This window comes from Gallibacter sp. Marseille-QA0791, from assembly GCF_965119705.1.
GTDB classification, from domain to species: domain Bacteria; phylum Bacillota; class Clostridia; order Peptostreptococcales; family Anaerovoracaceae; genus Lentihominibacter; species Lentihominibacter excrementipullorum.
This window is the reverse complement of record NZ_CBCPMH010000001.1, coordinates 76778-102094: the sequence shown is the minus strand read 5'-3', so window position 1 is coordinate 102094 and position 25317 is coordinate 76778. Positions and strand designations below refer to the sequence as shown.

Sequence of the window (25317 nt, the reverse complement as noted above, 5' to 3'; positions counted from 1 at the left end):
ATAAATCCTCCTCTTTTGAATAATGATAATAAATAGTAATAACTTCAGCGAAGCGTTACCCTTCCGGGATCGCCCGCGTTCCCCACAGACTTTCTCAGAAGCAGCACAGATAACACGGCCAGGACCGCCTGCGCCACCGGCACTGAGAGCCATACGCCTGTTACCCCCATAAATGGAGGCAACACGACTGTCGCCAATATCCCCATCAATATCAATTCTCCATATATAAGAGTATAAGCATATCCGTTCCTGTCCATAGCGTAGAAGACCGATGTCATGACCCGCTCGATGGCCATGAATATCATCCCCGCCGCGAAATACGGCATTGTCGCCTCCACATCAGAGACTCCCTGGCCGCTCATCCCGAAGAATACGGATACCGCCTCACTCCCGGCTATCAGCAGTATCACCGATACCGCCGCTGTGATCTCAGCCGTTATGAACGCCATGTTCCTGAGCCTTTTCACCATATCCTGGCGATCTGCGCCGAAATAACGGCTTATCAGCGGCTGAGAACCGTCTCCTATACCCTGTATGAGCATTTGAACGATATAAGTCACGTAAGATATGACTGCATAACATGCCGCAGCTCTCTCTCCTCCATGTATTATGGCATTCTTGTTTATTATGATCATCACTACGCTTCCCGCGAAGGTCAGTCCGAAAGGCGATACGGCAACTGCCAGTATCTCCCGTATCTTTTTTATATCTCCCCTGAATCTCGCATACCCGACCAGCTTCTTCTTTTTTATCAGGAAGGCCAGGCTCGGAACGATGGAGCATCCCTGCCCCAGTACCGTAGCCAGCGCAGCTCCCATCATCCCCCATCCGAAAAGGGCTATGAACACCCAGTCCAGCACCACATTCACCATGAAACCGGTTATCATGGAAATCATGGCGATGTGTGCTCCGTCGTAATTTCTCACCACAGTCACCAGACCGCTTCCAATAATCTGGAATAATGTTCCGAAGATTATCCATCTGATATACTCTTCCCCTAAGGTGAACAGTTCTCCGTATGCTCCGAAAAACCTCAATACCGTCGGAAATACAGCGTACATCAGGAGCATTTCCACGATCCCGGCCACCAGCAGCAACGCCAGCGTTATTCCCAGATACACCCTCTGATCCTCACTCGCGCCCTTTCCGCGAGAGATAGATATGAATATGGAGCCGCCCATCCCCAACGCCGTTCCTGTTGCCAGGATGAACGCCGTGATAGGATATGCCACATTTATGGCAGCCAGGCCCGTTTCATTCAAATAATTCCCTACAAACCATCCGTCTACTATCGAATATATCCCCGAAAAGGAAAACGCGATCATGGATGGGATGACAAACTTAAAAAATTCCCTGCTCACTGTCTTTGCTTTAACGTGTTAAATTCCTTATACTGTATACTTCTTCTCTATACTGCTATTTTAAGCTATACTGCTATTTTAAGCTATACACCTAAGAGGAATGTCAATTACAAAATCGACAGATTTTTTTGCGCTCGCACGCAGTCTGTCTTTCCTCTTTTTTCTGTGCGGAAGAACTCAGGTTTTTCACCGTCACACCAGTTTGTTATTTGTTTAACACGCCGTTTTCCCAACTTGCCCGCAAGAAAAAGCGGAGAGATTTCAAACATCCGTTCGAAAGCTCTCCGCCGTGCTCCGCAATATTTTGTCGTTAAATAATGCCTTTTCAGGTTCAAAAACATTCCCCTTAAGGGAATACTTGTTTCACGAATATCCATCGTCCCTGGCCTTTGCCTCTTCCCACGGGAGCACATCTCCATCCTCCTTGAGATACTCCAGGAGCTCCGGTATCCCCTCTCCTGTATAAGCGCTGACAAAGAATATCTTCTCGCATCCCGCCAGTCTAAGCCATTCCGCCGCCTGCGCGGGCTCCGCCAGACGATGCTCTATCTTCGTTACGATACCGATCACCTCTCTGTTGCACATGGTAGTGACGTTAGGAGGATACAGAGAATAGGGCTCGATAGCGCTCAGCAGCAGGCCCACCACATCAGCCTCATAGGAATACACTGCCAGAGCGCCTCCCAGATGCTTCGTCTCGGCATATTCGCCCGGCGTATCGATGATCACGTCATAATTGTTGACGTATTGGGTCTTATGGTATGTAATGGTTTCTCCCTTCATCGCCTGCGTCAGTGTCGTCTTGCCGGCCTCGCTCCTTCCCATGAAAATTATCTTTCTCATAACGCTTACCTTCTGCTGATCTCACAGACTGCATAACCCAGATCCTGCCCGAAATATCTTACGATCTCCTCCACCGCGTTGGTCACTTCGGCGATCAGTCCTGTTATTATCAGAGTACCGCTGAACCTGTCAACGAACCCCAGGTACACGTCTCCCTCCTTTGTGGCGATGTCGCCAGCTATGACCGCCGATTCCGCGGGACTCATATTTATTATGCCTATCGCGGATTTATCGTAATCCACATCGGGATTGAGTCCCAGCTTCCTGTAAACTATCGGCCTCGGTCCTCCGATGATATGTGCCAGCGTTATCTGTTTGCCGGGTACCAGCTCCTGTATTATCCTGAGCCTGCCTTCCGCGTCCTGAGGCAGTATATCTTTTATATCGACCATTTCTTCTTGCCTCCCTCTTCCTTACTTGATTATGTCCACCAGTATCTCGGTGACGAAATCGTCCACCTTATGTATGGTCCAATAATCAGTGACATATCGTTCTATAGATGTGTTCCCGTATTTATACCCGTGAGCCTTCGCCCATCTGAATATCTTCTCATACGTTTCATTTATGTTATCATGAGATCCTATGTGATACGCCGACAGCATCATTTTCCCGCCTATGTTCATGGTCCTGCTGTCCTCTATGTCCTTCGCTCCCCGCTGGAAAACGCGGACTTTCGTCGGTTTCCCTTCCATCTTTTCCTTTACGTCGAGGAACTCAAGATACACTGCCCCCGTTATGGCATGTCCTATTTCCTCCAGATAGTTGGTCCACTCTATATTGATGATGGAATCCATGTAGTTGTGGGTGAATTCCTGCTCCATATAACAGACCCGCATGGATTCTATATACTTGACCGAAACTTCTGTGACCTTGTTCTCGATCACGCTGACAGCTTCCATTATAAGATCATACCAGTCATTTACCGATATGTAGGATACATTTATATCCTCCCGCAGCCGCTTGAGTTCGTCTATTTTATTGCGAAAGCTCTCCTGATGCACTTCATAGGTCTCGCTTTCCAGCACCTCTTTCATTTCCTCCAGCTTGAAGCCCATCTGCTTGTAATACTTGATAACCGGCACCAGCAGCAGCGTCCGCCTGTTGTAATATCTGTATTTGTTTTCTTCAGAGATATAGTCCGGTGAAATTATATGTATCTTATCGTAAAAGCGCAGCGCCTTTTTCGATATATTACATATGCTGCTCACTTCCCCTATGGAGTACAGTTTTTCATCCTCTGTTTCCGTCTTTTTTTTCTCATCTTTCACAGCGCTCACCTTTTCCTTCTGCCTTTCAGGATCTTACGATCGCAGCCTCGGCGGAGTCGAGACTCTCATACCCGTAAAAACCGACCGTCGCGGCGTGTATCACGAAGGAAGGATTTTCCAGTTCAGACGACGTGTCCAGGCCGCTGAGATAAGAGGACATAAGACTGAGAGTCCTCTCCGAATATGTCTTCAACTCCCCTATGGTATATACATGAAACGAGACGTCACCGCCTCCGGTCCCCACGACAGGTCGGCTCTTGCTTCCCAGACCGGGGTAGCGCCTGACGAATTCCTGCTCACATCCTATCAGGATGTTGGCGATCCTGTCCACCATCTCCTCTTTGATCGGCGATACAGGGGGCAGATTTTTTTTCAGCACGCTGTCGAAATAATCCGGCTCGGTGAACTCCATCATATAGGCGTATTTTTCGGTAAGGAGATTCCGTCCTGCGTTTTTCGCTTCCTCCAGATCCTGCCTGTAGCTGGCCAGCACGTTCTCCGGAAATGATGAAAATTGACTGAAGCGCATGGCATAAAATGTCCACCAGTCATCCTGGCAAGCAGCCCGCCCTCCCGCGTTGTTCACCTTATCGAACATATTCCATTCTATATCTATTATATCGTCTATCATCCTGTCTTTCGGCGTCTCTCTCCGCTTTATCTCATCCCTCATGACAATTCTCCTTAAAATTCCCGAAAAGCTTCATCTAGTCACAATCCGCCATGATGTGGAGGTTCCTCAGCCTCACATCTCTTATGGCTCTCATCAATTCATCCCCATGGGCCTGCAGGAAAGCTTCCGTGGTCCTTGTAAACCCTCTGCGGTTCAGCTCTCTCCCTACGTCCACACACACCTGTTCTATGAGCATTTCTTTTTTTGCGCTGTTTTCCGCTGTATCGGGAAGCATCGTTATATTCCTCAAACGTTCCACCGTTTCCCTGAGCACATTGAAATCTTCCGCTCCACGGAACACCCATTTATAATACGGCATATACGTTTCGTTCAGCAGATATACAGCTGACATGGCTGTCTTGACGAATTCACCACAGGACAGATACGCCGCCTGAAAATCTCTCCGTTTCATAGACCGGCCGTAGTTGTACTGGCCTGTCTGCGCCATCATGGCGCATCTGGCTGCCAGTTTTTTCTTTACTACGTCCTCCGGATAAAATCTCTGCAGCTCGCTCCTTATCTGTGAAAACCGTCCGTTGTTGTCCACAAAGACCTGGCCGTTGACTGCCGTGGCCAGAAACCTCTCCGGTATCCTGAACCATTCCATATTATCAGCCGGAGCATGATCCAGCCCTGTGAACTTACGGTAAAACCCCTCTGTCGTCAGGACTCCCACTCTGCCGCCACCCTGGGCTGACGTTATCCTCCTGTACCCCATGTAGCTCTGAGGCAGACTGTCATACGCTTTCTGTATCTCAGCCCCGGCAGTCTCATACAGGCTTTCAGGGATCCAGATGCAGAAAGCGGGGCCGAAATCATGGTCAGCAGACAGCTGATCATCAAATCCAAAACACTCCGAGCCTTCTCCCACCAGCCCTGCCGCGATGTATTCCCTGTACCGCGACAGCTTTTCATCTATCATTGTCCTTCCGTACTCTTCAAAATACCGTCTCGAAAGCTCCATCCCTTTCATCGCTCACATCCCCTTCACCTTTTCCAGGTTCCGCTCCATCATTCTGTACTGTTCCGTCTTTCCGAAATCACGCTCGATCAGCCGCAGCGCTTTTTCATAATACTCCGCAGCTTCCTTCATTTCACCTCTGAGATACGATATCTCTCCCAGACCTGCACATGCCGCCGCATAATGGACGTCACCACCGCCATCCTCCTGAAATATCCGGCAGGCGTGGAGAAAGCTTTCCTTGGCCATCTCCAGTTTGTTCTGACACACCTGCAGCTGACCAAGATTCACATATGTAGTTGCCAGCTCTCCTCTGCATTGCGGCAGTCCTTTTATTATATTGAATGCGACGTCCAGCGCCTGCTCTGCCTTGTCCGATTCCCCGGTGGCACGATACACCATGCTGATATTGTTGCACAACGCGGCCATCCTGTAATCGCCTGAAAGGCCACATTCCTTCAGCAATTCTCTGGCCTGCAGGAAATACTTGAGAGCTTCCTGCTGTCGACCCGCGCTGATATATACATCTCCCGTGTTTATTAAAGCCGTAGCATAATGTTCAGTTTTTGACAGCCCCATCCGCTCCAGTTTTTCCAATACATCTCTGTACAGCTCTTCGGCTCTGCCGATCTCGCCGACAGCACGACAAAATCCTCCCAGCTCGTTGCTCACCGCAACGATCCCGGAGGTATCGTCTCTGTGTCGCGCTTCTTTCAGCCAATCTTCCAGATAGCGCCTCGTCTCCGCCGCGTCCTTGGCCTTGAATCTGGCATCCAGTCCGTTGTAAAACTCCTTGATGTCTATCCCGCCGTACATGCTGTCTCACCTATCCTTTCCGAATGAAATTCGTCATGATAGGTTTCTCATATTCCGGCTGCTTCACATGCTGTCTCAACCCGGCATACCTGTTGCGAAGATCATAGGCAATACTTTCACCCAGCGTCCTCATGGTCTGCATCCCCTCCGTGTCTTCCAGGACCTCCTCCGGCTTATTTCCGTGGACTTGGTTCCAATACTGGGATGTGGCGATAGGCATCTTGCTTATGGTGAAATACTTGTTGAGCCTGTCAAAGGCAGCGCTGGCCCCGCCTCTTCGGCAGGATACTACCGCCGCAGCCACCTTACCGGTCATGCGCCCACTGTGCATGTTGCTGTAGAACAATCTGTCGAGAAAACAACACAGCTGTCCGGACGCACTGGCATAGTAGACCGGAGAGCCCACTACCAGGCCGTCGAATTCCACCAGCCTTGATGAGATCTCGTTGACGCCATCGTCAAAGACACATTTGTCCGTGGTAAAACAGCTTCCACAACCTACACAGCCTCTGATAGGCTCTGAGCCTATATGATATATCTCCGTGGCCACATCGTTTTTATTCAGTGACCCGGCCACTTCTCTGAGAGCCGTATAGGTGCATCCGAATTGGTGCGGACTGCCGTTTATCAACAGAACTTTCATTGTTACTCCTTACTGTAAGCCTTTTTTCAGTAAAAACGTAATCATTGAGAGTCTGTTGTCATTATACCATACTTTCCTATCATGTGGATACATTAAATTCAGTTTGATAACAGGTATAACTTCCACTCCCCATCTCATCCATGATGACATGTGCCGGCAGCTCTCCGCGCATCTGTATCAAAACGCATCAAGAACGCTTGTTCTTCGAAGCTTTCAGTGATATAATAATGATGACAAGCCGGCAAAGGATCAGGAAAGGAACATATATATGGACAGAGTCATCCTCCACTGTGATATGAACGGGTTCTACGCATCGGTAGAGCTGATAGACTATCCTCACCTGAAGGACAAACCCATGGCGGTCTGCGGCAGCCCTGAGAACCGTCACGGTATCATATTGGCAAAAAACGAAATAGCTAAAAGATACGGCGTCGTAACAGCCGAGACTCTCTGGCAGGCCAGGAAGAAATGTCCCGGCCTCCAGGTCGTGCCGCCCCATCATGACAAATACAGGCATTACAGCAGACTGATAAATGAGATCTATCTGAGGTACACCGACATGGTCGAGCCTTTCAGCATCGACGAGTCGTGGCTGGATGTGACTGCCAGCACCAATCTTTTCGGTACCGGCAGTCATATGGCTGATGAAATAAGAGAAACGGTAAAGAAGGAACTGGGTCTCACGCTCTCCGCCGGTGTTTCCTTCAACAAAATATTCGCCAAGATGGGCAGCGACTACAGGAAGCCGGATGCCACCACCGTCATCTCCAGGGAAAATTTCAAGGAAATACTGTGGCCGCTGGACGTGAGGGCCATGTTCTTCGTTGGCAAAGCGACAGCTCAGAAACTGCACGACTTCGGCATAAAGACCATAGGCGAGCTGGCTGCCGCCGACAAAAAAATGATATCCGGTATGCTCGGAAAACAGGGCAGCACCATCCACGACTACGCCAACGGTCTGGACACTACGCCGGTTGCCCGCTATGATCAGCCGGAACAGATAAAATCCGTCGGCAATGGCATCACATTCAGACGTAACCTTCACGGTATGGAAGATATAAAAACAGCCGTGACAGGCCTGTCCGACACAGTAGCCACACGGCTGAGAAAGCACGGGCTCAAAGCCTTCGGCGTCAAAGTCGATATAAAAGATCCTTCCCTCAAGGTCATATCACGGCAGCAGCAGCTGGACAATCCCACCAATGTATCAGAGGTCATCGCCTCCAGCGCCATAGACACCATAAAGAAGTCGTGGCGCATGAGAGATCCCATCAGGATGCTGACCATCACCGCCATCAATCTGTGCGATGAAAACCAGGCCCAGCAGTTGTCTCTCTTCTCCAACGAGAACGTGCTGGCAGAAAAGGGAGAAAAAGTCGAGCGTGCCATGGATAATATCAGGAAAAAATTCGGGACCGGAGCCATCAGTTTCGGTTCGATCATCAACAACGATATCGGACTGGACGCAGGGAGCACAGATCCGGCATTTTCAGACGTCAGGACTCCTCCGGACAGAGATGACTGAGATCGTAAAACTGCTGCCTGCTCCGAAGCTTCGCAGCGCTTTCATCCATACGCTATCTTCTCTCGATAAGATCTATCAGTTCCTCCAGTCTGCTCAGATTCAGTATTACGTGGTCAGCGCCACATCTGAAATATGTCTCGGTGGCATTCTTCTGCCGCGTTACCTTCTCTTCCTGCGGCAGCGCTTCATATTCCTCTTCCGTCAGCCCCATCACCGAGCTGCCTTCCACGATGCCTACCGATATGAGTCCGGCATTTTTCCCTTCTTTTATATCAGCGACAGTATCTCCCACCTTGATGGCGGCAGCCACCGATGAAACTCCCAGCTTTTCCAGATTTCTGAAGATCATATACGGGTATGGTCTGCCTTTGCCGCCAACGTCATCCGGAGTGATATATACATCCGGCTCATAGCCCTTTGCTGCTGCCGCAGGAGCGACGATCCCCATCATCTCAGACGTATATCCTGTAGTAGAGCCTATGGATATACCGCGTCCTCTCAACATCTTCACCGTGTCAGTTACATAGGGTTTAGGCCCGGCAAAATCAGGGAGTATCTCCATGATCGCCTCTTCGCTCACTTTGTAGACCTGATCCACATCAGCTCTCGTCCATGGTGAGCCGTATACCTGCTCCCATTCCCCGGCGATCCTGTCCATCTGCATCATCTTATGGATATGGTCCCATTTAGGCATGCCCATAGGCTCTCTCACCTCTTCCAGAGTAGGTACGATGCCAAACTTCCCAAAAGCCTCTATGAAGGCCTGCACGGGGGCAGTGGAACCGAAGTCCACTGTCGTTCCCGCCCAGTCGAATATCACAGCTTCTATTTTCTTCATGTTTTCCTCCGTCCGTCTCCTTACAGGTCAGTCCATTCCTCATGCATGTATATCTGTCTCTTTTCCAGTTCCCGGAATATCACTTCAGGCTGGAATGCGTATTCAGGTATCAGTATCCCCGGACGAGGAGCACAGCCCTTGGCCAGCAGTTCAGCGGCGATGGCCAGAGGGATCCCTACGTTCCTCGTATAGGCTCTCAGTCCCTCCCAGCCCTCTACAGAACCATCGGAGGCCGGATGGGTATGGTATATTATCCCCTGCTTCTTCTTTCCATCCTTTGTACCGATCACTTCGATATGAAGACTGTATCCGTAAAGCTTCGTGGTTTTTCCCTCCGGGCTGTTCACCAGGTAGTCGCCGATGATATCCATAAGCTTTGCCGGCCGGTCTCCCACCATCACCTCAGGGTTTTTCAGTATCCCATAGTCGTAAAGGCCTCTCACCAGTGTCATATTCTGCTGCGGCCACGTTCCTCTCACCTCGATGAGACGCACGCCCTTATCAGCCAGCGCCTCAGCCAGCGTCACCGTCTCCGAATGAGGAATTATGTATTGTACTGTCTCCCCGTAAGGTTCCGGCAGCTTCACCTTTCGCGGCCTGGCAAAAGGCGGTACCTGTATGAATTTGCCATCCTCGAACACCACTCTGGTCTCCAGCTCAGGATCGTACTCGTAGGTAGTTGTCTCCGTTATCGATTTGGAAAAGGCGAAAGGTCTGAATGCTCCATGCGACACATATACCTCTTCCACTGTATCCAGCTGATTAGCCAGATGCATGGCCATCATCTGAGTCGTTCCCGGAGTCATTCCAAAACCTGGGACACATGTCTTCCCCGCCTTTACGAACAGGTCGTCCCACTGGTTCTCGTCACCGAAACCGTTGAGATTGACTCCGTGACACCCCGCCTTGGCGATACACTCGGTGGACTTGCCGTTGAGAGTGATCTGCGTCCCGTCCATCACCACGTCATAGCCTTCCATCAGCTTCGCCGTTCCCGCTACATCGTTGACATCTGCTTTCACCACGTCTACTCTGGCGTCGTCCAGCCATTGGGCCACCTTTTCTGCCTCCTCCACATTGTAGTCGCCTATGGTTATTTTATCAAAATTCGAGTGCTCCACAAGATCCAGAACAGATTCTCTGCTGATCCGACCTGCTGCTCCCAGACAAAAAACTTTCATATCTTGACCTCCTCTATAGTTTTGAGTAATCTCTTTATGTCCTCTGGATATATCTCTCCTATATTCCCTATCCTGAACGTCTCCGCCTTCGACACCTTTCCGGGATAGAGGACGAATCCCCTGGATTTCATGGCTCTGTAGAATTTTCCGAAATCGAAATCCTCATAGGGATACATAAATGCTGTTATGATAGGGGACTGTACGCTTTGTGGCAACAGCGGCCTGTACCCCAGCGCATCCATCCCCTCACTGAGAATGCGCTGATTCTCGCTGTACCTGCCATATCTCTTCTCGATGCCGCCCTCTTCATCCAGCTCGTTGAGGGCCTGCTGGAAAGCTCTCACCGTATGGGTAGGCGATGTGAATCGCCACTTTCCCTTCCCATCCATGGTTTTCCATTGATCATACAGATCCAGACTATATGAATGAGCGTTACCTTCGCATTTTTCCAGTTCGCTCTTTCTTGCTATGACAAAGCTGAACCCCGGCACTCCCTGGACGCATTTGTTTGATGAGCTTATCATGTAGTCTATCCCCATCTTTTCCATGTCCATGGGGATACCTCCGAAAGCGCTCATAGCGTCCACAATGGTGGCTTTTCCCATTTTCTTGGCAAGACTGCATATCCTTTCCACCGGATTCAATATCCCTGTGGTAGTCTCGCAGAAAACTACGGCCACATGAGTTATCGCCGTGTCTTCATTCAACACTCCTTTCACCGCTTCCGGATCAGCCTGTTCCGTCTCGTCAAAGCTGAGCAGTCGGAAGGAACGTCCCATGGTCTCCATAAATCTGACCATCCTCATGCCGTAGGCTCCATTGGCGATAAGAAGCAGCTTCCCGCTCCCTGGCACCGCTGTTCCCAGACATGCCTCGACTCCAAATGAACCGCTTCCCTGCATCAGCACTGCCGTATAATCATCCGGTGACGATGTGGCATATCTCACCAGTCTCCTTCTTATATCTTCAACTACATCTATATTGTAATCATCGTCCCACGTACACCAGTCGCGAAGCATAGCTGCTCTCACCTTCTTAGACGTGGACAATGGTCCCGGTGTCAGTAACAGGTAAGGGTTATCAGGCACTTTCGACCACATCTGTCTTCCTCCTCTCATTTCTCTTCTTTATCCTGTACACCAGCAGCTCATATATCCCTCGGGCAACGATGTTCACCAGCAGTATCAGCAAGCTCATAGCTGCCGCCTGAGCGATGTCCCCCGCTTCTTCCATATGGGTTATGGCGATAGATGCCACCTTGAACTGAGCGCTGTAAAGGAACACCACCGCTGACACAGTCACCATGGAGTTCATGAAATAATAGAGGAATATCTCCAGTATGGCCGGAAGAGACAGCGGCACTATCACTCTGGTGAAGCTCTTCCACAGCGGGATCCGCATGCTGTCGGCCACATTCTCATAATCCTTGTCATGTTTTTTCAGCGCGCTGCTGGCAGTGACGAAAGGTACCGAATAAAAGTGCACTACGTTGGCCAGCACCAGTATGGCCACGGTGCCATATATGAAATTCAGCGGATTATCAGGGCTGTTGAAGAAGAATATGAAGCTGAGGCCTATGACCATCCCCGGCAGCGCCAGTGGGATCGATGACAGCAGTCTTCCTATCACCTTCAGCACCCTGGAGCTCTTGCTCCTTTCCACCAGATACACGTATATGAACACAAAAGCCGTACCTGCTACAGCTGACAGGAGACTCATCACAACCGAATTGATAAAGCTCTGGATCCCTCCTGTCGACTCGCTGAAATTGAAATGTTCCAGCGTGAACCCCATTTCATATGGATAATATTTCGTAAATGCTCCCATGAACAACACTGCCACCATGATAAACAGGCACAGCGTCACACCGCCGCATATCACATAAAACACCACGTCTCTGGGCGTTGAGTCTTTTATCCTTAAAGCGCTGGCCTTGGAGCTTATCGCCCCGCTTTCCTTTCTGGACGTTATCCTGTCTACGGCGAAGCTGATGATGGCCGGTATCAGGAGCAGTGTCCCTACCACTGCCCCCATGTTCATGTTGAACTGACCTGCCACCTGCTTATATATATCTGTAGCCAGGACATTGTAGCTGCCGCCTACGACTTTTGGAGCTCCGAAATCTGTGAATGCCAGCGTGAAGCATACGAAAAGCGAATTTATCAGTGTGTACTTCACCGACGGTACAGTGATATATCTGAACTTTTTCAGATTGCCGCACCCCATGGTCTCCGCCGCTTCGTATAATCTTCCGTCAGCATAGTTCAACGCGATGTAAAACATCAGGAAAGACTGTGGAAATGTATATATGATCTCGGAAAGTATTATGCCCGTCTTACCGTAGAGGCCAATGTCCCATCCTAAGTTGGTAACTACTCCCTGCACACCGAACAGATACACAAGGCTGAGTCCGTGGACCACGGTAGGGAGAAACAGCGGTATGAGGGCCGCATAGCGGAAGAACTGCTTCCCCTTTATGTTGGTCCTCGTCACACCGTAGGCATAGACAAATCCTATCAGAGTGCTCACGATAGCTGTGAACACCGATATGTATATGGTATTGCCGATGGACACCGACAGGGCCGGCGTGGAAAAATATTCCGCATAATTGCCAAGGCCAACGAAGGTACCGTCAGCAGAAATGAATGCTTTGGAAAAAAGGCTGTAGAGAGGGCAGATCAGGACTATTACGAAGCATATGGTCATCAGCCCCATCACTATGTTTACAGACTTTATCTTACTGGTATCGCCAAGCCTTGTCATCGTCAGCACACCTCATCATCAGCATATTTGAGTATTCCGGCCTCAGGAATCTGGAAAAAGATCCTGTCTTCCCTGTGAAGATCCAGCTTTGTGACTGCATCAGACGATATATCCACACAGATAGGCTCATTGGATTCCAGCTGTCCGTATATCCTGGTGACAGGCCCTCTGAATTCCACCTCTGTAACTTTGCCTGCCCAGTTTTCTGTCCCATTGCCGCCCATCTCTCTGGAAACGCCTATGTTCTCCGGCCTTACACCATACAGCTCGTTTCTGTTTTTCCTGTATATATTCATAGTCCCTATAAAATTGGCGACGAACACGGTCTTAGGATTGTTGTATATCTCCTGAGGCGTGCCGATCTGCTCTATCATGGCGTTCCTCATGACAACGATCTTATCAGCCATTGTCAGGGCCTCTTCCTGGTCATGAGTCACCATTATGGTGGTTATCCCCAGCTTCTTCTGGATACGGCATATCTCAGCTCTGAGCTTTACACGTACTTTGGCATCAAGAGCTGAAAGCGGTTCGTCAAGCAGCAGATACTCCGGTTTTGGAGCTACCGCTCTTGCCAGCGCCGTCCTCTGCTGCTGTCCGCCGGAAAGCTGCGACGGGTACTTCTTTCTATGTTCATACATATCCACCATCTTCAGGACCTCTTCACATCTGGCTTTTCTTTCCTTTTTGTCCAGTTCCTTCTGCTCGTTCAGTCCGAACATTATGTTCTGCTCCACGGTCATATTGGGAAACAGCGCATATGACTGGAACACGATCCCGAAGTTCCGCTTTGAAGGAGGCAGCTTGGTACAGTCTTTGCCATTGATGACGATTTTTCCCTCCGTAGGCTGCTCCAGCCCGGCTATGATCTTCAGGAGCGTCGTTTTGCCGCACCCGGAAGGACCCAGGATGCTGACCATCTCTCCCTTTTCTATATCTATGGAAATATCCTTTAAAACTGTCTGATCATCGAATTTCTTATTTATACCTTGTACAGATAAAAACATGTATCGATCGCTCTCCTTTCAGTTGATTGATTTTACTCAGCCAGATGACCGCCAGGCGGCGGTCATCTGCATTTATACAGGTACAGAAGTCTGTAAGTCTATTGCTTATTCCTCTTCCGGCTCTGATTTGGCGTCATATTTTTCCATCCAGGTGTTGAGGATGTTTTCTCTGTTGGACGCGGCCCACGAGAAGTCGTTCTCGATCAGCTGATCCAGCGGATTTCCTTCATACCCTTCGTATTCACCTACATCGTTAGTCGTTATTATCGGGTAATTCTCCTTATACATGGCCATCGCGCTGTCGGATATAGCCCAGTCGAGGAACGTGTACGCGGCAGGATTTATCTCGTCCTTCTTGATAAGAGCGTTAGCTTCCAGATCCCAGCCGGAACCTTCCTCAGGGAAGATAACTTCTACAGGCGCTCCGTCTTCCTGCTGGCTGAGACCGGCATATCCAAAGCTGATCCCTACCGCGCATTCACCGGAAGCCGCCATCTTGGCAGGTTTAGAACCTGAATGAGTGTACATAGCGATATTCTTATCCAGTTCGTCAAGATAATTCCATCCCTCGTCCTCGCCCATCAGCTGCAGTATGGCTGATACCGTGAGGAATCCCGTTCCCGATGAATTAGGGTTGGACATGACGATATGACCTTCGAAAGCCGGATCCAGCAGATCCTGATATGATGTTATCTCCGGCAGTCCCAGCTTCTCGGCTTCCTCAGTATTGACTACGATAGCCGTCTCCCATGCGTCGATGCCTACCCATGTAGGAACCTCTTTATCCGATTTGAACTCCGGAAGTATCCTGTCCACTCCTTCAGGGGCATATGGTTCAAGACCTCCCTGATCATCCAGCACCATCATGGATGAAGCCGCTGTGCCCCATACCACATCAGCCTGCGGATTGTCTTTCTCTGCCAATAACCTGGCTGTGATGATTCCAGTGGATTCACGGACGATGTTCACCGTTATATCAGGATACTGTTCATTGAAATCCTCCAGATATGTGCTGACCTGCTCGTCTTCCAGTGCGGTGTAGACAGTTATCTCACCTTCCGTGGCCTTATCGCCCGATTCAGCATTTTCGTCGCCGCCAGAACATCCGGTAAAGACCACTGCCGAAACAAGCATCGTCATCATCAAAAGAGCGCTAACTAATTTCTTCTTCATTTTCAGATTTCCTCCTAAATATTCAAGTACATAATCATGATCTGAAGCGGAGTATGTAGACCAGGCTCTCACCATCAGCATGTCTCTCAGCTTCACACCCGCATTCTATCGTCCCGCCCGGCGCCGAACAAGCACAGATGTGTAAAATCTCATGAAAGGCACTCCCGGTATACCTCTTCATTTCTGTAACTTTTCTACAAATCAGTCCGCATCATCCCATCATCCTGTGCCTTGGCTTCCTGCTGTACTGTGACTGGGCCACTGCTGCCGGATGCCGGCTCGATACCGGCAGTTACAACGGATTGTCGCCGTCGATGGCGAACCCGTCCGATATGGTGCTCTGCTTCTTTATCTTCCTGGAATACTTCTCGTAGTCCGACAGCAGTATACAGGCGTACAGCATGTCCACTATGGCCAGTTGTCCGCATCTCGAATACAACGCATTGCTGTAGATATACTGCTCCGTACCGGTACAGAGGATGATGTCGGCGTATCTGTTGATGGCCGAATCCTCGTAATTGGTCAACGATATGGTCCCCGCCCCTGCCGCCTTGGCGTTCTGCAGCGCCTTGACGGTGCTCCGCGAAAGCCCCGTATAGGATATCCCTATAGCTGTATCCTTTTCCGTCAGGTCTCCCGCCATCATGTTCTGCCTGTAGATATCCTGGTAGTAGACGGCGTTTATTCCCAGATAGATCAGCTTGCTGGCCAGGTCCTCCGCCACCGTCGACGAATTCTCGGCAGCCAAAAGCAGCACTGTACCGCTGTCCGATATGGTCTTTGCAGCACGCATCAGCTCCAGCACCGACAGGTTCTTCAGGGTATCCTCCAGCTGTCTTATATTGGCGTTGACCACTTTCATGGGAATGTCCACGGACTTCTCGTCGGGAGAGATGTCGAAGGTTATCAGCTCAGTCATCTCAACTTCCTCCTCCGCCATCAGGCTCTCCTTCATCAGTATCCGCTTCATCTCCCTGAATCCGCTGAGACCCATAGCCCTGGCGAACCGTATCACCGTCGGCTGACTGACCCCTGCCTTTTCCGCCAGCTCTTCTATGGTCAGTTCCGTAGGGTCAAAATCCCCTTCTATTATCCTGTCCGCCACCTTCTGCTCCGACGGCCGCAGCATTCTGTACTCTTTCCTTATTTTAAGAACAAAATCCGAACTCATATCCTCGATGTACCTTTCCTACAAAACTCCCGTTTTCCGCTTGCCTTCCGGCTGACTCTTTTTGTCGTTATTCCGGAAAAAATCCCCTTGGTTTAATGTCTCCCGGCAATTTCTCATATTAAGATCCGCCTTTGCTTTGTTAATTATATTCGACTACGGTTAAATCCTTATCTGGCCTACATTAAATGTAAGTAAAAACAAATCAGCTTCTCCGTCATCCCGCCACCGCATCAGTACGGAATGCCAATTCCCTGAGATATCCAGCGTCTTTTATTACAAACGGAAGGTCAACCATGTGCCCTACAGATGCTAAATGCCTATAACCCGATTTGCATCAATGTTTTTTGGCATATTTTAAATGCTTCCCGCAGATTTTATGCCAACAAGTAACATATCAACAATCATTCTTGGCATATAACAGATATGAGACTTACTCCAAACCGCCCTTTTATGCCAAATAAAGCCTTAAAAAATCTTGATTTGGCAATACGCCAAGCCGCCTTTTGTCCATGATCTCTTGCCCCACAAAAAAAGAGGAGCAGACCGCATCCGTTCAAACGGAATGCTATCGCTCCCCTGTATCATATAAATTTCTTACTGCGCCGTCTTCCTTCTGTATAGCGCTACTCCTGCTACTTACTGTTGTTCCTACGCCAATGTCTCAGCTATGTCGTACAGATCCTTTCTGAACTCCCGTTTCATCTTCAGCGCCTCCGCCAGATCGTATGCGACTATCTCGCTACCGTTTATCCCTACAGCCTTGCTTGGCTCGTCGTCGTACAACAGCTGCACCGCCTTGGCCGACATCACGCTGGCCAGCAGCCTGTCCCGTCCCGACGGAGTGCCGCCTCGCTGGATATATCCCGGAACTACCGATCGCGTTTCCCTGCCGGTCCTTTCCTCCACGATGGTGGCCAGTTCAGCTGAGCTGATATCTACACCTTCAGCCTTGACGATGATGCTGTGAAGCTTTCCCGACTGCTGCCCCCGCAGCACTCTCCTGCACACCATGTTGATGTCCGGCTCCACCTCCGGCACCAGTATCACATCTGCTCCACCGGCAAGCCCCGCGTAGAGGGCGATATCACCACAGTGCCTTCCCATCACCTCCACGATGGTGGTCCTCTCATGGGCGGAAGCCGTATCCCTCAGGTTGGATATCATGGAAAGAACCGTGTTGACTGCCGTATCGAAGCCGATGGTGTAATCGGTATATGCCAGATCATTATCGATGGTCCCCGGCACTCCCATCACCGTTATGCCGCGGCTGTCCAGCTCCAGCCCGCCGTGGAGCGAACCGTCGCCTCCGATGATGACCAGTCCTTCGATACCAAAAGTCTCCAGGATACCTACGGCGTGACGCTGGCCTTCCCCGGTCCTGAATCGCTCGCTCCTGGCTGTTCTCAATATCGTCCCGCCACGTTGAAGTATATCACCGACAGAATGCCACTCCATCTTTTCTATCTCGCCGTCCAGCAGACCCTCATAGCCCCGCTCTATACCGAAGACCTCCATGCCCATGGAAAGTCCTGTCCTGACGGCCGCTCTTACAGCCGCGTTCATCCCCGGCGAATCTCCGCCGCTGGTAAGCACCCCTATCCGTTTCATATCGCACTCCTCCTTGTTTCCGCTCGTTTTCCGGCCTCATACCGTCATCCTTTGTAATTGGCCTCTCCCACTATATCAACTATGGCTCTGCGAAAATCCATGTTCGGCTCCACCCACAGCTCACGCTCGGTCCTGAATGAGCCTCCCGTCGGCATGTAAACTATCGCCTGGTACATTCCTCTGTGAGCCGTCATCACCTGCTTTATCTCTTCCAGCATTGCGGACGCGTCTCCGCCTTCCGGCAATTTTATCTTCACAAGCCCGGCCGGCTCCCGGTTTTGGGTATCCGAAGCTGTGGACGGGTCGGCCGGAGCTGTACCGCTGCCCGCAAGCTCCCTGATATCAGTTATCCTGTCGGCCAGCAGCTTCGGCACCTCGCCTTCCTTGAAGTTGACCGTTCCCGCGATGGCCACGATCTTATCCTCGGCCACCAGTGAGCCATACCGCTCGTAGACGTTGGGGAACACCACCACTTCTACCGTGCCGTACAGATCTTCCATGTCGACGAAGGCCATCATCTTGTTATTCCTTGTTATCAGATTCTTCTTTCCCGTTATTATTCCCGCCATCACCACGTGCATGCCGTCAGTGATGAAATCGTGGCTTTCGCCGCTCTCCTCGCTTTCCAGCACCTCCGCCAGATCCTGAGACGTGACGGTGACTGACCGCTCTATGACAGCCTCGTACTCCGTGAGAGGATGCTCCGTGATGTAAACTCCCAGCATTTCCTTTTCCTGAGCTATCAACACTTCCTTATCGAAATTTTTCACGTCAGGCAGCTTTCTGGCCGACTGGTTTTCCTCCATAGTCTCGGCGTTTGTCTGGAACAGTGAGATCTGCCCTTCTATGGTATTCCTGGCATCTGACTGAGCCGACTCCATCAGGCTCTCATACACTGCCATGTGAGCTGCCCGGTTCCCATCGAAACAGTCCAGCGCCCCGGCCTTTATCAGACTTTCCAACGCTTTCTTATTCATCTGATGAATGTCGATGTTATCGATCAGCTGGAATATATCCTTTGGTTTGCCCTTCTCTTCCCTGGCTGCCACGATGGCATCTATAGGTCCTTCGCCCACGTTCTTCACACCCATGAGCCCGAATCTTATCTTTCCGTCCGAGACGGAAAACTTCTTGCTGCTCTCATTGACATCAGGCGGCAAGACCTCTATACCCATCTCCGTGCAGTTCCTTATATATTTAGCCGTAGACGCCGCGTCTCCCATGACGCTTGTCAACAGCGCTGCCATGAATTCCACCGGATAATGAGCTTTCAGATATCCCGTCTCGTAAGCCACCACAGCGTAAGCCGCCGCGTGGGATTTGTTGAAAGCATATTCGGCGAAGCTGACCATCTGATTGAATATCTCCTCAGCCGTCTCCTTCGGCACGCCGTTCCTGACGCATCCGGCGATTTCCACCGTCCCGTCTTCCGCCGTCTTGCCGTTGATGAAATACTCCTTTTCCTCCAGCATCACATCCATCTTCTTCTTGCTCATGGCACGTCTCACCAGATCGGACCTTCCGTAAGAATAGCCTCCCAGATCGCGCACTATCCTCATCACCTGTTCCTGATACACCAGACATCCGTAAGTCACGGAAAGTATGGGCTTCAGGCTTTCATGGATATATTCTATGGACTCAGGATGCTTCTTGTTCTCGATGTACGTCGGTATGGAAGCCATCGGACCAGGCCTGTACAGCGATATACCGGCCACGATATCCTCGAAGCAGTCGGGCTTCAGATTTTTCATGAACTGAGTCATCCCGCCGCTTTCCAGCTGGAATATCCCCTGGGTGTTGCCTTTGGCGATGATGTCGTACACCGCCGGATCGTCGTAGTCCATCGACGAAAAATCTATCTTCACGCCGTGATTTTCCTCTATCATCTCCAGGGCGTCTCTTATGATGGTCAGGTTCCTCAGCCCCAGGAAGTCCATCTTCAAAAGTCCCAGCTCCTCTATCGTCGTCATGTTGAACTGAGTGGAAAGTCCTTTGTCCGCCAGATACAGCGGAACGTACTCGTCTATGTTTTCCTTGGAAATGACCACGCCGGCCGCATGAGTCGACGCGTGACGGGGCATCCCCTCTATGGCTCTTGCCATGTCGATGACTTTTCTCGTAGTTTCCTCGTTATCGTACTTCTCCTTCAGCTCGGGGCTGGTCTCCAGCGCCTTGTCTATGGTCATCTTCAGTGAAAAAGGAATGGCCTTGGCGATAGCGTCGGTCTCCGGGTAGCTGACGTTGAGGACTCTTCCCACATCCCTGACGGCCTGTTTTGCTTTCATGGTACCAAAGGTTATTATCTGTGAAACCCTGTCCTCGCCGTACTTCTCTATGACGTAGTCTATCACCTCGCCGCGCCTCTCGTAGCAGAAGTCGATATCTATATCGGGCATGCTGACCCTCTCCGGGTTGAGGAACCGCTCGAATATCAGCTCGTTCTTTATGGGATCTATATCGGTTATCCTCAGAGTGTAGGCCACGATGCTGCCGGCAGCAGAGCCCCTCCCCGGGCCTACCATGATCCCGTTGCTCTTGGCATAGTTGATGAAATCCCACACGATGAGGAAATACTCCACGTACCCCATGCTCTCGATGGTGGAAAGCTCGTAATCCAGCCTCGTCTGCAATTCTTCACGCTCCGCTTCATCAGCTCCGGGGTATCGCTGTTCCAGACCCTCCTGACACAGCTTCCTCAGATACTCCCTGTTGTTCAGACCATCAGGGGCTCGGAAATCCGGCAAGTGCAGCTCCCCGAAAGTGAAGATCACGTTACACCGCTCCGCTATCTTAGCCGTATTGTCACAGGCCTCAGGGATATTGGCAAAGATCTTCCGCATCTCGTCCTCCGACTTGAGATAGAACTGATCATTGGAAAACCTCATCCTGTCCTCTTCATCTATGGTAGCCCCCGTCTGGATGCACATCAGCACATCCTGAGCCTCCGCATCTTCCTGCCTCACATAGTGGACGTCGTTGGTGGCGACGAAGGGTATCCCCGTCTCCTGATGGAGCCGCTTCATATCCGGCAGGATACGGGCTTCCTCCTCCAGACCCTGGTCCTGCAGCTCCAGGAAGAAGTTGTCTTCACCGAAGATGTCTCTCATCTCCAGTGCCTCCCGCTTGGCTCCGTCGTAATCGCCATTGAGGAGCCTGTGCTGCACCTCTCCCGCCAGACACGCGGACAGAGCGATGATCCCTTCATGGTATTTCCTCAGCAGATTCTTGTCTGCCCTGGGCTTATAGTAAAATCCGTGGCGATAAGCCTCCGATACTATTTTCATCAGATTCTTATACCCCGTATTGTTCTCTGCCAGCAGCACCAGGTGCCCCATGTGCTTGTCCTTCTCCGAGTCTTTGTCGAACAGCGTCCTGGCCGCTGTATATATCTCACATCCAATGACAGGCTTTATCCCCTGCTTCAGGCACTCCTTGTAAAAATCTATGACGCCGAACATGACTCCATGGTCAGTTATCGCCAGCGAATCCATTCCCAGCTCCCCGGCTCTTGCAACGATATCTCCTATCCGTGAAGCCCCGTCCAGCAGACTGTATTCCGTATGTACATGCAAATGTGTGAAAGCCATATGATTTCCTTTCTGCGATACCGATAAATCACATCGATATCGATGTATCAATTATACCTTAAATCTCCATCGAAGCATATGGAAAAATTTTTTTGCGATTTCAGCTCAAAAAGTATTTTTCCGCTTCCAAATCTAGTATAAATAGAGTAGAATATAGAGGATTCAAGGAGAAGTTATGAAAAAATTCGCTATAACCATTTCAACAATAATCTTACTAATCATCGTCGCATTCACATGCGCAACTGTTGCCTATTCCAATACGGACGCTTATGCGAGCGACAGATTTCCTGACGGGACCACGATAAACGGTATCGACTGTTCCGGTCTTTCCTATGAACAGGCCAGGGAACGGCTCACCGATCAGTGGAACAGCAAGCATATAATGGTGACAGGCCCTCTCAGCGACGATATCGCTACTTTCACCGATTTCGGATGCACTTACGACATCATGGATGAGCTGAAAAAGGCCAAGGAGCAATATAAGGTCTTCGCCGCAGCCAACCATTTTGCCGGGACACCTCTCATCATAGAATTCCCTATGAAGGTGGAATCTTACAACGAGGAATTCAAGGAGCAAGTCATCGCATCCCCGTTTCTCAAACAAAACGAAGCCAGTGCCAGTCAGGACGCTTACGTGGACATCAGCGACCCTGATTTCCCTATAATACCGGAGATCTACGGCGACAAACCTAATGCCGAAAAATTCTTCAACGACCTGCTTCAGCATATCCAGACAGGTGAGATAAAGTTCATGTATGAAGAGCAACGGTATTACACCCTGCCAAAGGTCACTGCGGAAGATAAAGAACTGAAGGAATATCAGCAATACTGCAGAAAATATCTGAAGCAGAAAATAACCTACGATCTGGGAGACGAGACTTTTACATTGACGGCGGAACAGCTCAACGATCTTCTGAAGGATGACATGTCCGGAGAAGCCAGCGAAGCTGCCGTCAAAAAGTTCGTGGCCGGTATGGCGGAAAAATACGACAACGTGGGTACTGACAGGAATTTCACCTCATTGAGCGGCAGACAGATCAGTGTCAGCGGCGGCACCTACGGATGGATCATAGACCAGGAAAAGGAGACCGCGCAGCTGACAGCCGATATAAACTCTCACAAGGATGTGACGCGTGAACCTGTCTTCTCTGAGAGCGGTTACGGTAAATACAGCAGGGATGTAGGCGATACATACATCGACGTGGACATATCTAATCAGGTAGTGAAGATGTATAAAAATGGCGCTCTCGTGTTCAGCGCCAGCTGCGTCACCGGCAACAGAGCCACCGGGACTACCACTGACACCGGGACCTATTACGTTCTCAACAAGATACGCGATGTAGTCCTCCGCGGTGAAAACGTGGACGGTTCAGAATATGCCAGCCCCGTAAAGTACTGGCTGGGTGTCACCTGGGGCGGCCAGGGGCTCCACGATGCCGATTGGCGAGATACCTTCGGCGGAGGCATATGGAAAACCGACGGCAGTCATGGCTGTATCAACATGCCGCCTGCCCAGATGCCTGCTCTCTTCAACGCCGCAGAAGTCGGGATGCCCGTAGTTATGCATTACTGATGACGATGCCGGATTTTCTTCTCTGAATCAAAATCCGGCAAGGTTTTCAGGCAGCGTTGCCGCATTCCATCAAAAATCACATTTTTCGGCAAGGCTGACACGAGCTATTGCCGAATTTTTAGCTTTACAAGATGATTCGGCAACAGCCTGCCGGATTTTTTCTCATTCCAATATTCCCGGCGTACTTATTTTCCATATAAAACAATTCGTTGTACATATTGGTTCGTTCATCGTCTTTTACGCGGATTTTGTTGCCGTATTTTTTACCCTACAACAAAATCCGGCAAACTCTTGCGTCAGCGCTGCCGGATTTCGATCATTTTTCTAAAATCCGGCAAGAAATCATGTAAAGCGGCGACCGGTCAGCGGCCCGCTTTTCTCACAGCCTCCTTCATTTCCCTGACGTATCTCTTTACATGCGCTACACAGTTTTCTCCATATTCAGCGCACAGCTTCACAATGGCCGAACCTACGATCACGCCATCGCTTTTGCAGGCCATTTCCCCGGCCTGCTGAGGCGTGGATATACCAAAGCCTACGGCGCACGGTATATTCCCTGCTTCTTTCACCAGCTTCACCATTTCTCCTATATCAGTGTTTATCTCAGATCGGACGCCCGTCACTCCCAGCGATGAAACGCAATATACGAACCCCGTCGCTCCGGCTGCGATGGCAGATATCCTGTCTTGAGAAGTCGGGGCTATCATGGAGATCAGATCCACTCCATATTTCCTGCACGGGCCATCGAACTCTCCCTTTTCCTCAAACGGCACATCCGGCAGGATGAGCGCATCTGCCCCGCCCTTTCCTGCCCTCTCCAGGAATCTTTCGATCCCGTATGAAAACACAACATTGGCATAAGTCATGAAAGCAAGTGGTATATCTGTGTTTTGCCTTATCCTCTCCACCATGTCAAATATCTCATCGGTAGTTACCCCTCCTGACAACGCTCTCAGGTTGGCAGCTTGTATCACCGGGCCTTCTGCCGTCGGGTCAGAAAAAGGTATCCCCAGCTCTATCAGATCGGCGCCTGCTTCTTCCATGGCGTATACGATTTTTTCCGTCACATCGAGAGACGGGTCTCCACATGTTATGAAAGGTATGAAGGCTTTGCCATGGTCAAATGCTCCCGCAATGCTTTTACTCATGTATATCCTCCCCTCTGTATCTGGCTATGGCGGCGCAGTCCTTATCTCCGCGTCCTGACAACGTTATCACCACGATCTTTTCCTTTCCCATTCCCGGCACGATTTTCCTGGCGTATGCCAGAGCGTGAGCACTCTCGATGGCCGGGATTATTCCTTCCATCCGTGACAGATATTCGAATGCCTCCACGGCTTCTTCATCGGTCACCGGCACGTATTCGGCCCGCCCTATATCGTGGAGATATGCGTGTTCAGGACCGATGCCCGGGTAATCCAGACCTGCGGAAATAGAGTACACAGGCGCTATCTGACCATACTTGTCCTGACAAAAATAAGATTTCATACCATGGAATATGCCCAGCTTTCCGGTAGCCACCGTGGCTGCTGTCTCCATTGTGTCCACGCCCCGTCCCGCTGCCTCACAACCTATCAGGCGCACATCCTTATCATCTATGAAATCATAAAAAGTCCCTATAGCGTTGGAGCCGCCGCCTACACAAGCTATGACCATATCAGGGAGACAGCCTTCCTTTTCCAGTATCTGTTCTCTTATCTCCCTGGATATCACCGACTGAAAATCCCGGACTATGGTAGGGAACGGATGAGGTCCCATCACCGATCCCATGACATAATGAGTATCAGCTATACGGCTGGTCCATTCCCGCATAGTCTCCGATACCGCGTCCTTGAGTGTAGCCGTCCCTGATTCGACGGCATTCACTTTGGCTCCCAACAGCTTCATCTTGTAAACATTGAGCGCCTGACGTTCCGTATCTTCCCTCCCCATGAATATTTCACACTCCATCCCCATCAGTGCCGCTACAGTAGCTGTTGCCACCCCATGCTGTCCGGCCCCCGTCTCCGCGATGACCCTGGTCTTTCCCATTTTCTTTGCCAGCAGCATCTGACCTATCACGTTATTTATCTTGTGCGCGCCTGTATGGTTCAGATCTTCCCTCTTGAGGTAGACCTTCGCCCCTCCCAGATCCTCTGTCATATGAGCCGCATAATACAGTCTGGACGGCCTTCCCGCATATTCGTCCAGCAGTATTTTCAGCTCCTGTCTGAATCCCGGATCGTCCTTGTATCTCAGATACGCTTCTTCCAACTCTCTCACAGCATTCATCAGCGTTTCCGGTATGTACTGTCCTCCATGGATGCCGAATCTTCCTCTCGACACACTA

General features: G+C 50.4%; 21 protein-coding genes. 2 read left to right on the top strand and 19 right to left on the bottom strand.

The features are described 5' to 3' along the window. Positions 1-44: 44 nt before the first annotated feature. The 8 genes from ACQY69_RS00490 to ACQY69_RS00455 all read right to left on the bottom strand — a co-directional run bounded on the left by ACQY69_RS00490 (position 45) and on the right by ACQY69_RS00455 (position 6565). Complete coding sequence (locus ACQY69_RS00490) at positions 45-1361, bottom strand: MATE family efflux transporter (protein WP_428257699.1); 1317 nt, start codon at positions 1359-1361, stop codon at positions 45-47. A 363-nt stretch (positions 1362-1724) separates the two neighbouring features. Then, on the bottom strand, positions 1725-2204 hold the full coding sequence (locus ACQY69_RS00485; protein WP_428257697.1) for a EutP/PduV family microcompartment system protein: 480 nt from the start codon (positions 2202-2204) through the stop codon (positions 1725-1727). A gap of 5 nt (positions 2205-2209) precedes the next feature. Further along, positions 2210-2596 (bottom strand): BMC domain-containing protein, encoded by a 387-nt coding sequence (locus ACQY69_RS00480; RefSeq protein ID WP_428257695.1) that lies wholly within the window; start codon positions 2594-2596, stop codon positions 2210-2212. 21 nt (positions 2597-2617) lie between these two features. Beyond that, positions 2618-3472, bottom strand: a complete 855-nt coding sequence (locus ACQY69_RS00475; protein ID WP_428257694.1) for a MerR family transcriptional regulator — start codon at positions 3470-3472, stop codon at positions 2618-2620. A gap of 25 nt (positions 3473-3497) precedes the next feature. Then, positions 3498-4145, bottom strand: coding sequence for a DUF4125 family protein (locus tag ACQY69_RS00470; protein WP_428257692.1), 648 nt, complete (start codon positions 4143-4145; stop codon positions 3498-3500). A 34-nt stretch (positions 4146-4179) separates the two neighbouring features. After that, entirely contained in the window at positions 4180-5118 is a 939-nt protein-coding gene (locus tag ACQY69_RS00465; protein ID WP_428257690.1) for a DUF4037 domain-containing protein, read from the bottom strand. Positions 5119-5121: 3 nt separating this feature from the next. Beyond that, positions 5122-5922 (bottom strand): tetratricopeptide repeat protein, encoded by an 801-nt coding sequence (locus ACQY69_RS00460; RefSeq protein WP_428257689.1) that lies wholly within the window; start codon positions 5920-5922, stop codon positions 5122-5124. A gap of 10 nt (positions 5923-5932) precedes the next feature. Next, complete coding sequence (locus ACQY69_RS00455) at positions 5933-6565, bottom strand: flavodoxin family protein (RefSeq protein ID WP_428257687.1); 633 nt, start codon at positions 6563-6565, stop codon at positions 5933-5935. Between the two features lie 268 nt (positions 6566-6833). On the opposite strand from ACQY69_RS00455, the gene dinB reads away from it, so the two are divergent. Continuing rightward, positions 6834-8090, top strand: coding sequence for a DNA polymerase IV (dinB, locus tag ACQY69_RS00450; protein WP_428257685.1), 1257 nt, complete (start codon positions 6834-6836; stop codon positions 8088-8090). Between the two features lie 52 nt (positions 8091-8142). Here dinB and phnX read toward each other — a convergent pair whose 3' ends face one another. The 9 genes from phnX to ACQY69_RS00405 all read right to left on the bottom strand — a co-directional run bounded on the left by phnX (position 8143) and on the right by ACQY69_RS00405 (position 21415). Next, complete coding sequence (gene phnX, locus ACQY69_RS00445) at positions 8143-8928, bottom strand: phosphonoacetaldehyde hydrolase (RefSeq protein ID WP_428257684.1); 786 nt, start codon at positions 8926-8928, stop codon at positions 8143-8145. A gap of 20 nt (positions 8929-8948) precedes the next feature. Beyond that, complete coding sequence (locus tag ACQY69_RS00440; RefSeq protein ID WP_428257682.1) at positions 8949-10109, bottom strand: saccharopine dehydrogenase family protein; 1161 nt, start codon at positions 10107-10109, stop codon at positions 8949-8951. Further along, positions 10106-11209: a 2-aminoethylphosphonate--pyruvate transaminase gene (phnW, locus tag ACQY69_RS00435; RefSeq protein WP_428257680.1), complete on the bottom strand. Its 1104-nt coding sequence runs from the start codon at positions 11207-11209 to the stop codon at positions 10106-10108. Before phnW ends, ACQY69_RS00440 begins: the two co-directional genes overlap by 4 nt. Then, complete coding sequence (locus ACQY69_RS00430) at positions 11190-12872, bottom strand: putative 2-aminoethylphosphonate ABC transporter permease subunit (protein ID WP_428257679.1); 1683 nt, start codon at positions 12870-12872, stop codon at positions 11190-11192. The genes phnW and ACQY69_RS00430 overlap by 20 nt, the downstream gene beginning before the upstream one ends. A gap of 2 nt (positions 12873-12874) precedes the next feature. After that, positions 12875-13876, bottom strand: a complete 1002-nt coding sequence (locus ACQY69_RS00425) for an ABC transporter ATP-binding protein (protein WP_428257677.1) — start codon at positions 13874-13876, stop codon at positions 12875-12877. A gap of 105 nt (positions 13877-13981) precedes the next feature. Further along, a complete protein-coding gene (locus ACQY69_RS00420) occupies positions 13982-15049 on the bottom strand; it encodes a putative 2-aminoethylphosphonate ABC transporter substrate-binding protein (RefSeq protein WP_428257675.1) in 1068 nt (355 codons plus the stop codon). 292 nt (positions 15050-15341) lie between these two features. Then, a complete protein-coding gene (locus tag ACQY69_RS00415; protein ID WP_428257673.1) occupies positions 15342-16220 on the bottom strand; it encodes a MurR/RpiR family transcriptional regulator in 879 nt (292 codons plus the stop codon). Between the two features lie 648 nt (positions 16221-16868). Next, entirely contained in the window at positions 16869-17828 is a 960-nt protein-coding gene (gene pfkA, locus ACQY69_RS00410; RefSeq protein WP_428257671.1) for a 6-phosphofructokinase, read from the bottom strand. A gap of 44 nt (positions 17829-17872) precedes the next feature. Next, complete coding sequence (locus ACQY69_RS00405) at positions 17873-21415, bottom strand: DNA polymerase III subunit alpha (RefSeq protein ID WP_428257669.1); 3543 nt, start codon at positions 21413-21415, stop codon at positions 17873-17875. 175 nt (positions 21416-21590) lie between these two features. Here ACQY69_RS00405 and ACQY69_RS00400 point away from each other — a divergent pair, with 175 nt between their 5' ends. Next, a complete protein-coding gene (locus ACQY69_RS00400) occupies positions 21591-22988 on the top strand; it encodes a L,D-transpeptidase family protein (protein WP_428257667.1) in 1398 nt (465 codons plus the stop codon). A gap of 362 nt (positions 22989-23350) precedes the next feature. Here the strand turns inward: ACQY69_RS00400 and trpA are convergent, their stop codons facing one another. Then, a complete protein-coding gene (trpA, locus tag ACQY69_RS00395; RefSeq protein ID WP_428257665.1) occupies positions 23351-24136 on the bottom strand; it encodes a tryptophan synthase subunit alpha in 786 nt (261 codons plus the stop codon). After that, a complete protein-coding gene (trpB, locus tag ACQY69_RS00390; protein WP_428260975.1) occupies positions 24129-25313 on the bottom strand; it encodes a tryptophan synthase subunit beta in 1185 nt (394 codons plus the stop codon). Before trpB ends, trpA begins: the two co-directional genes overlap by 8 nt. Positions 25314-25317 lie beyond the last annotated feature (4 nt).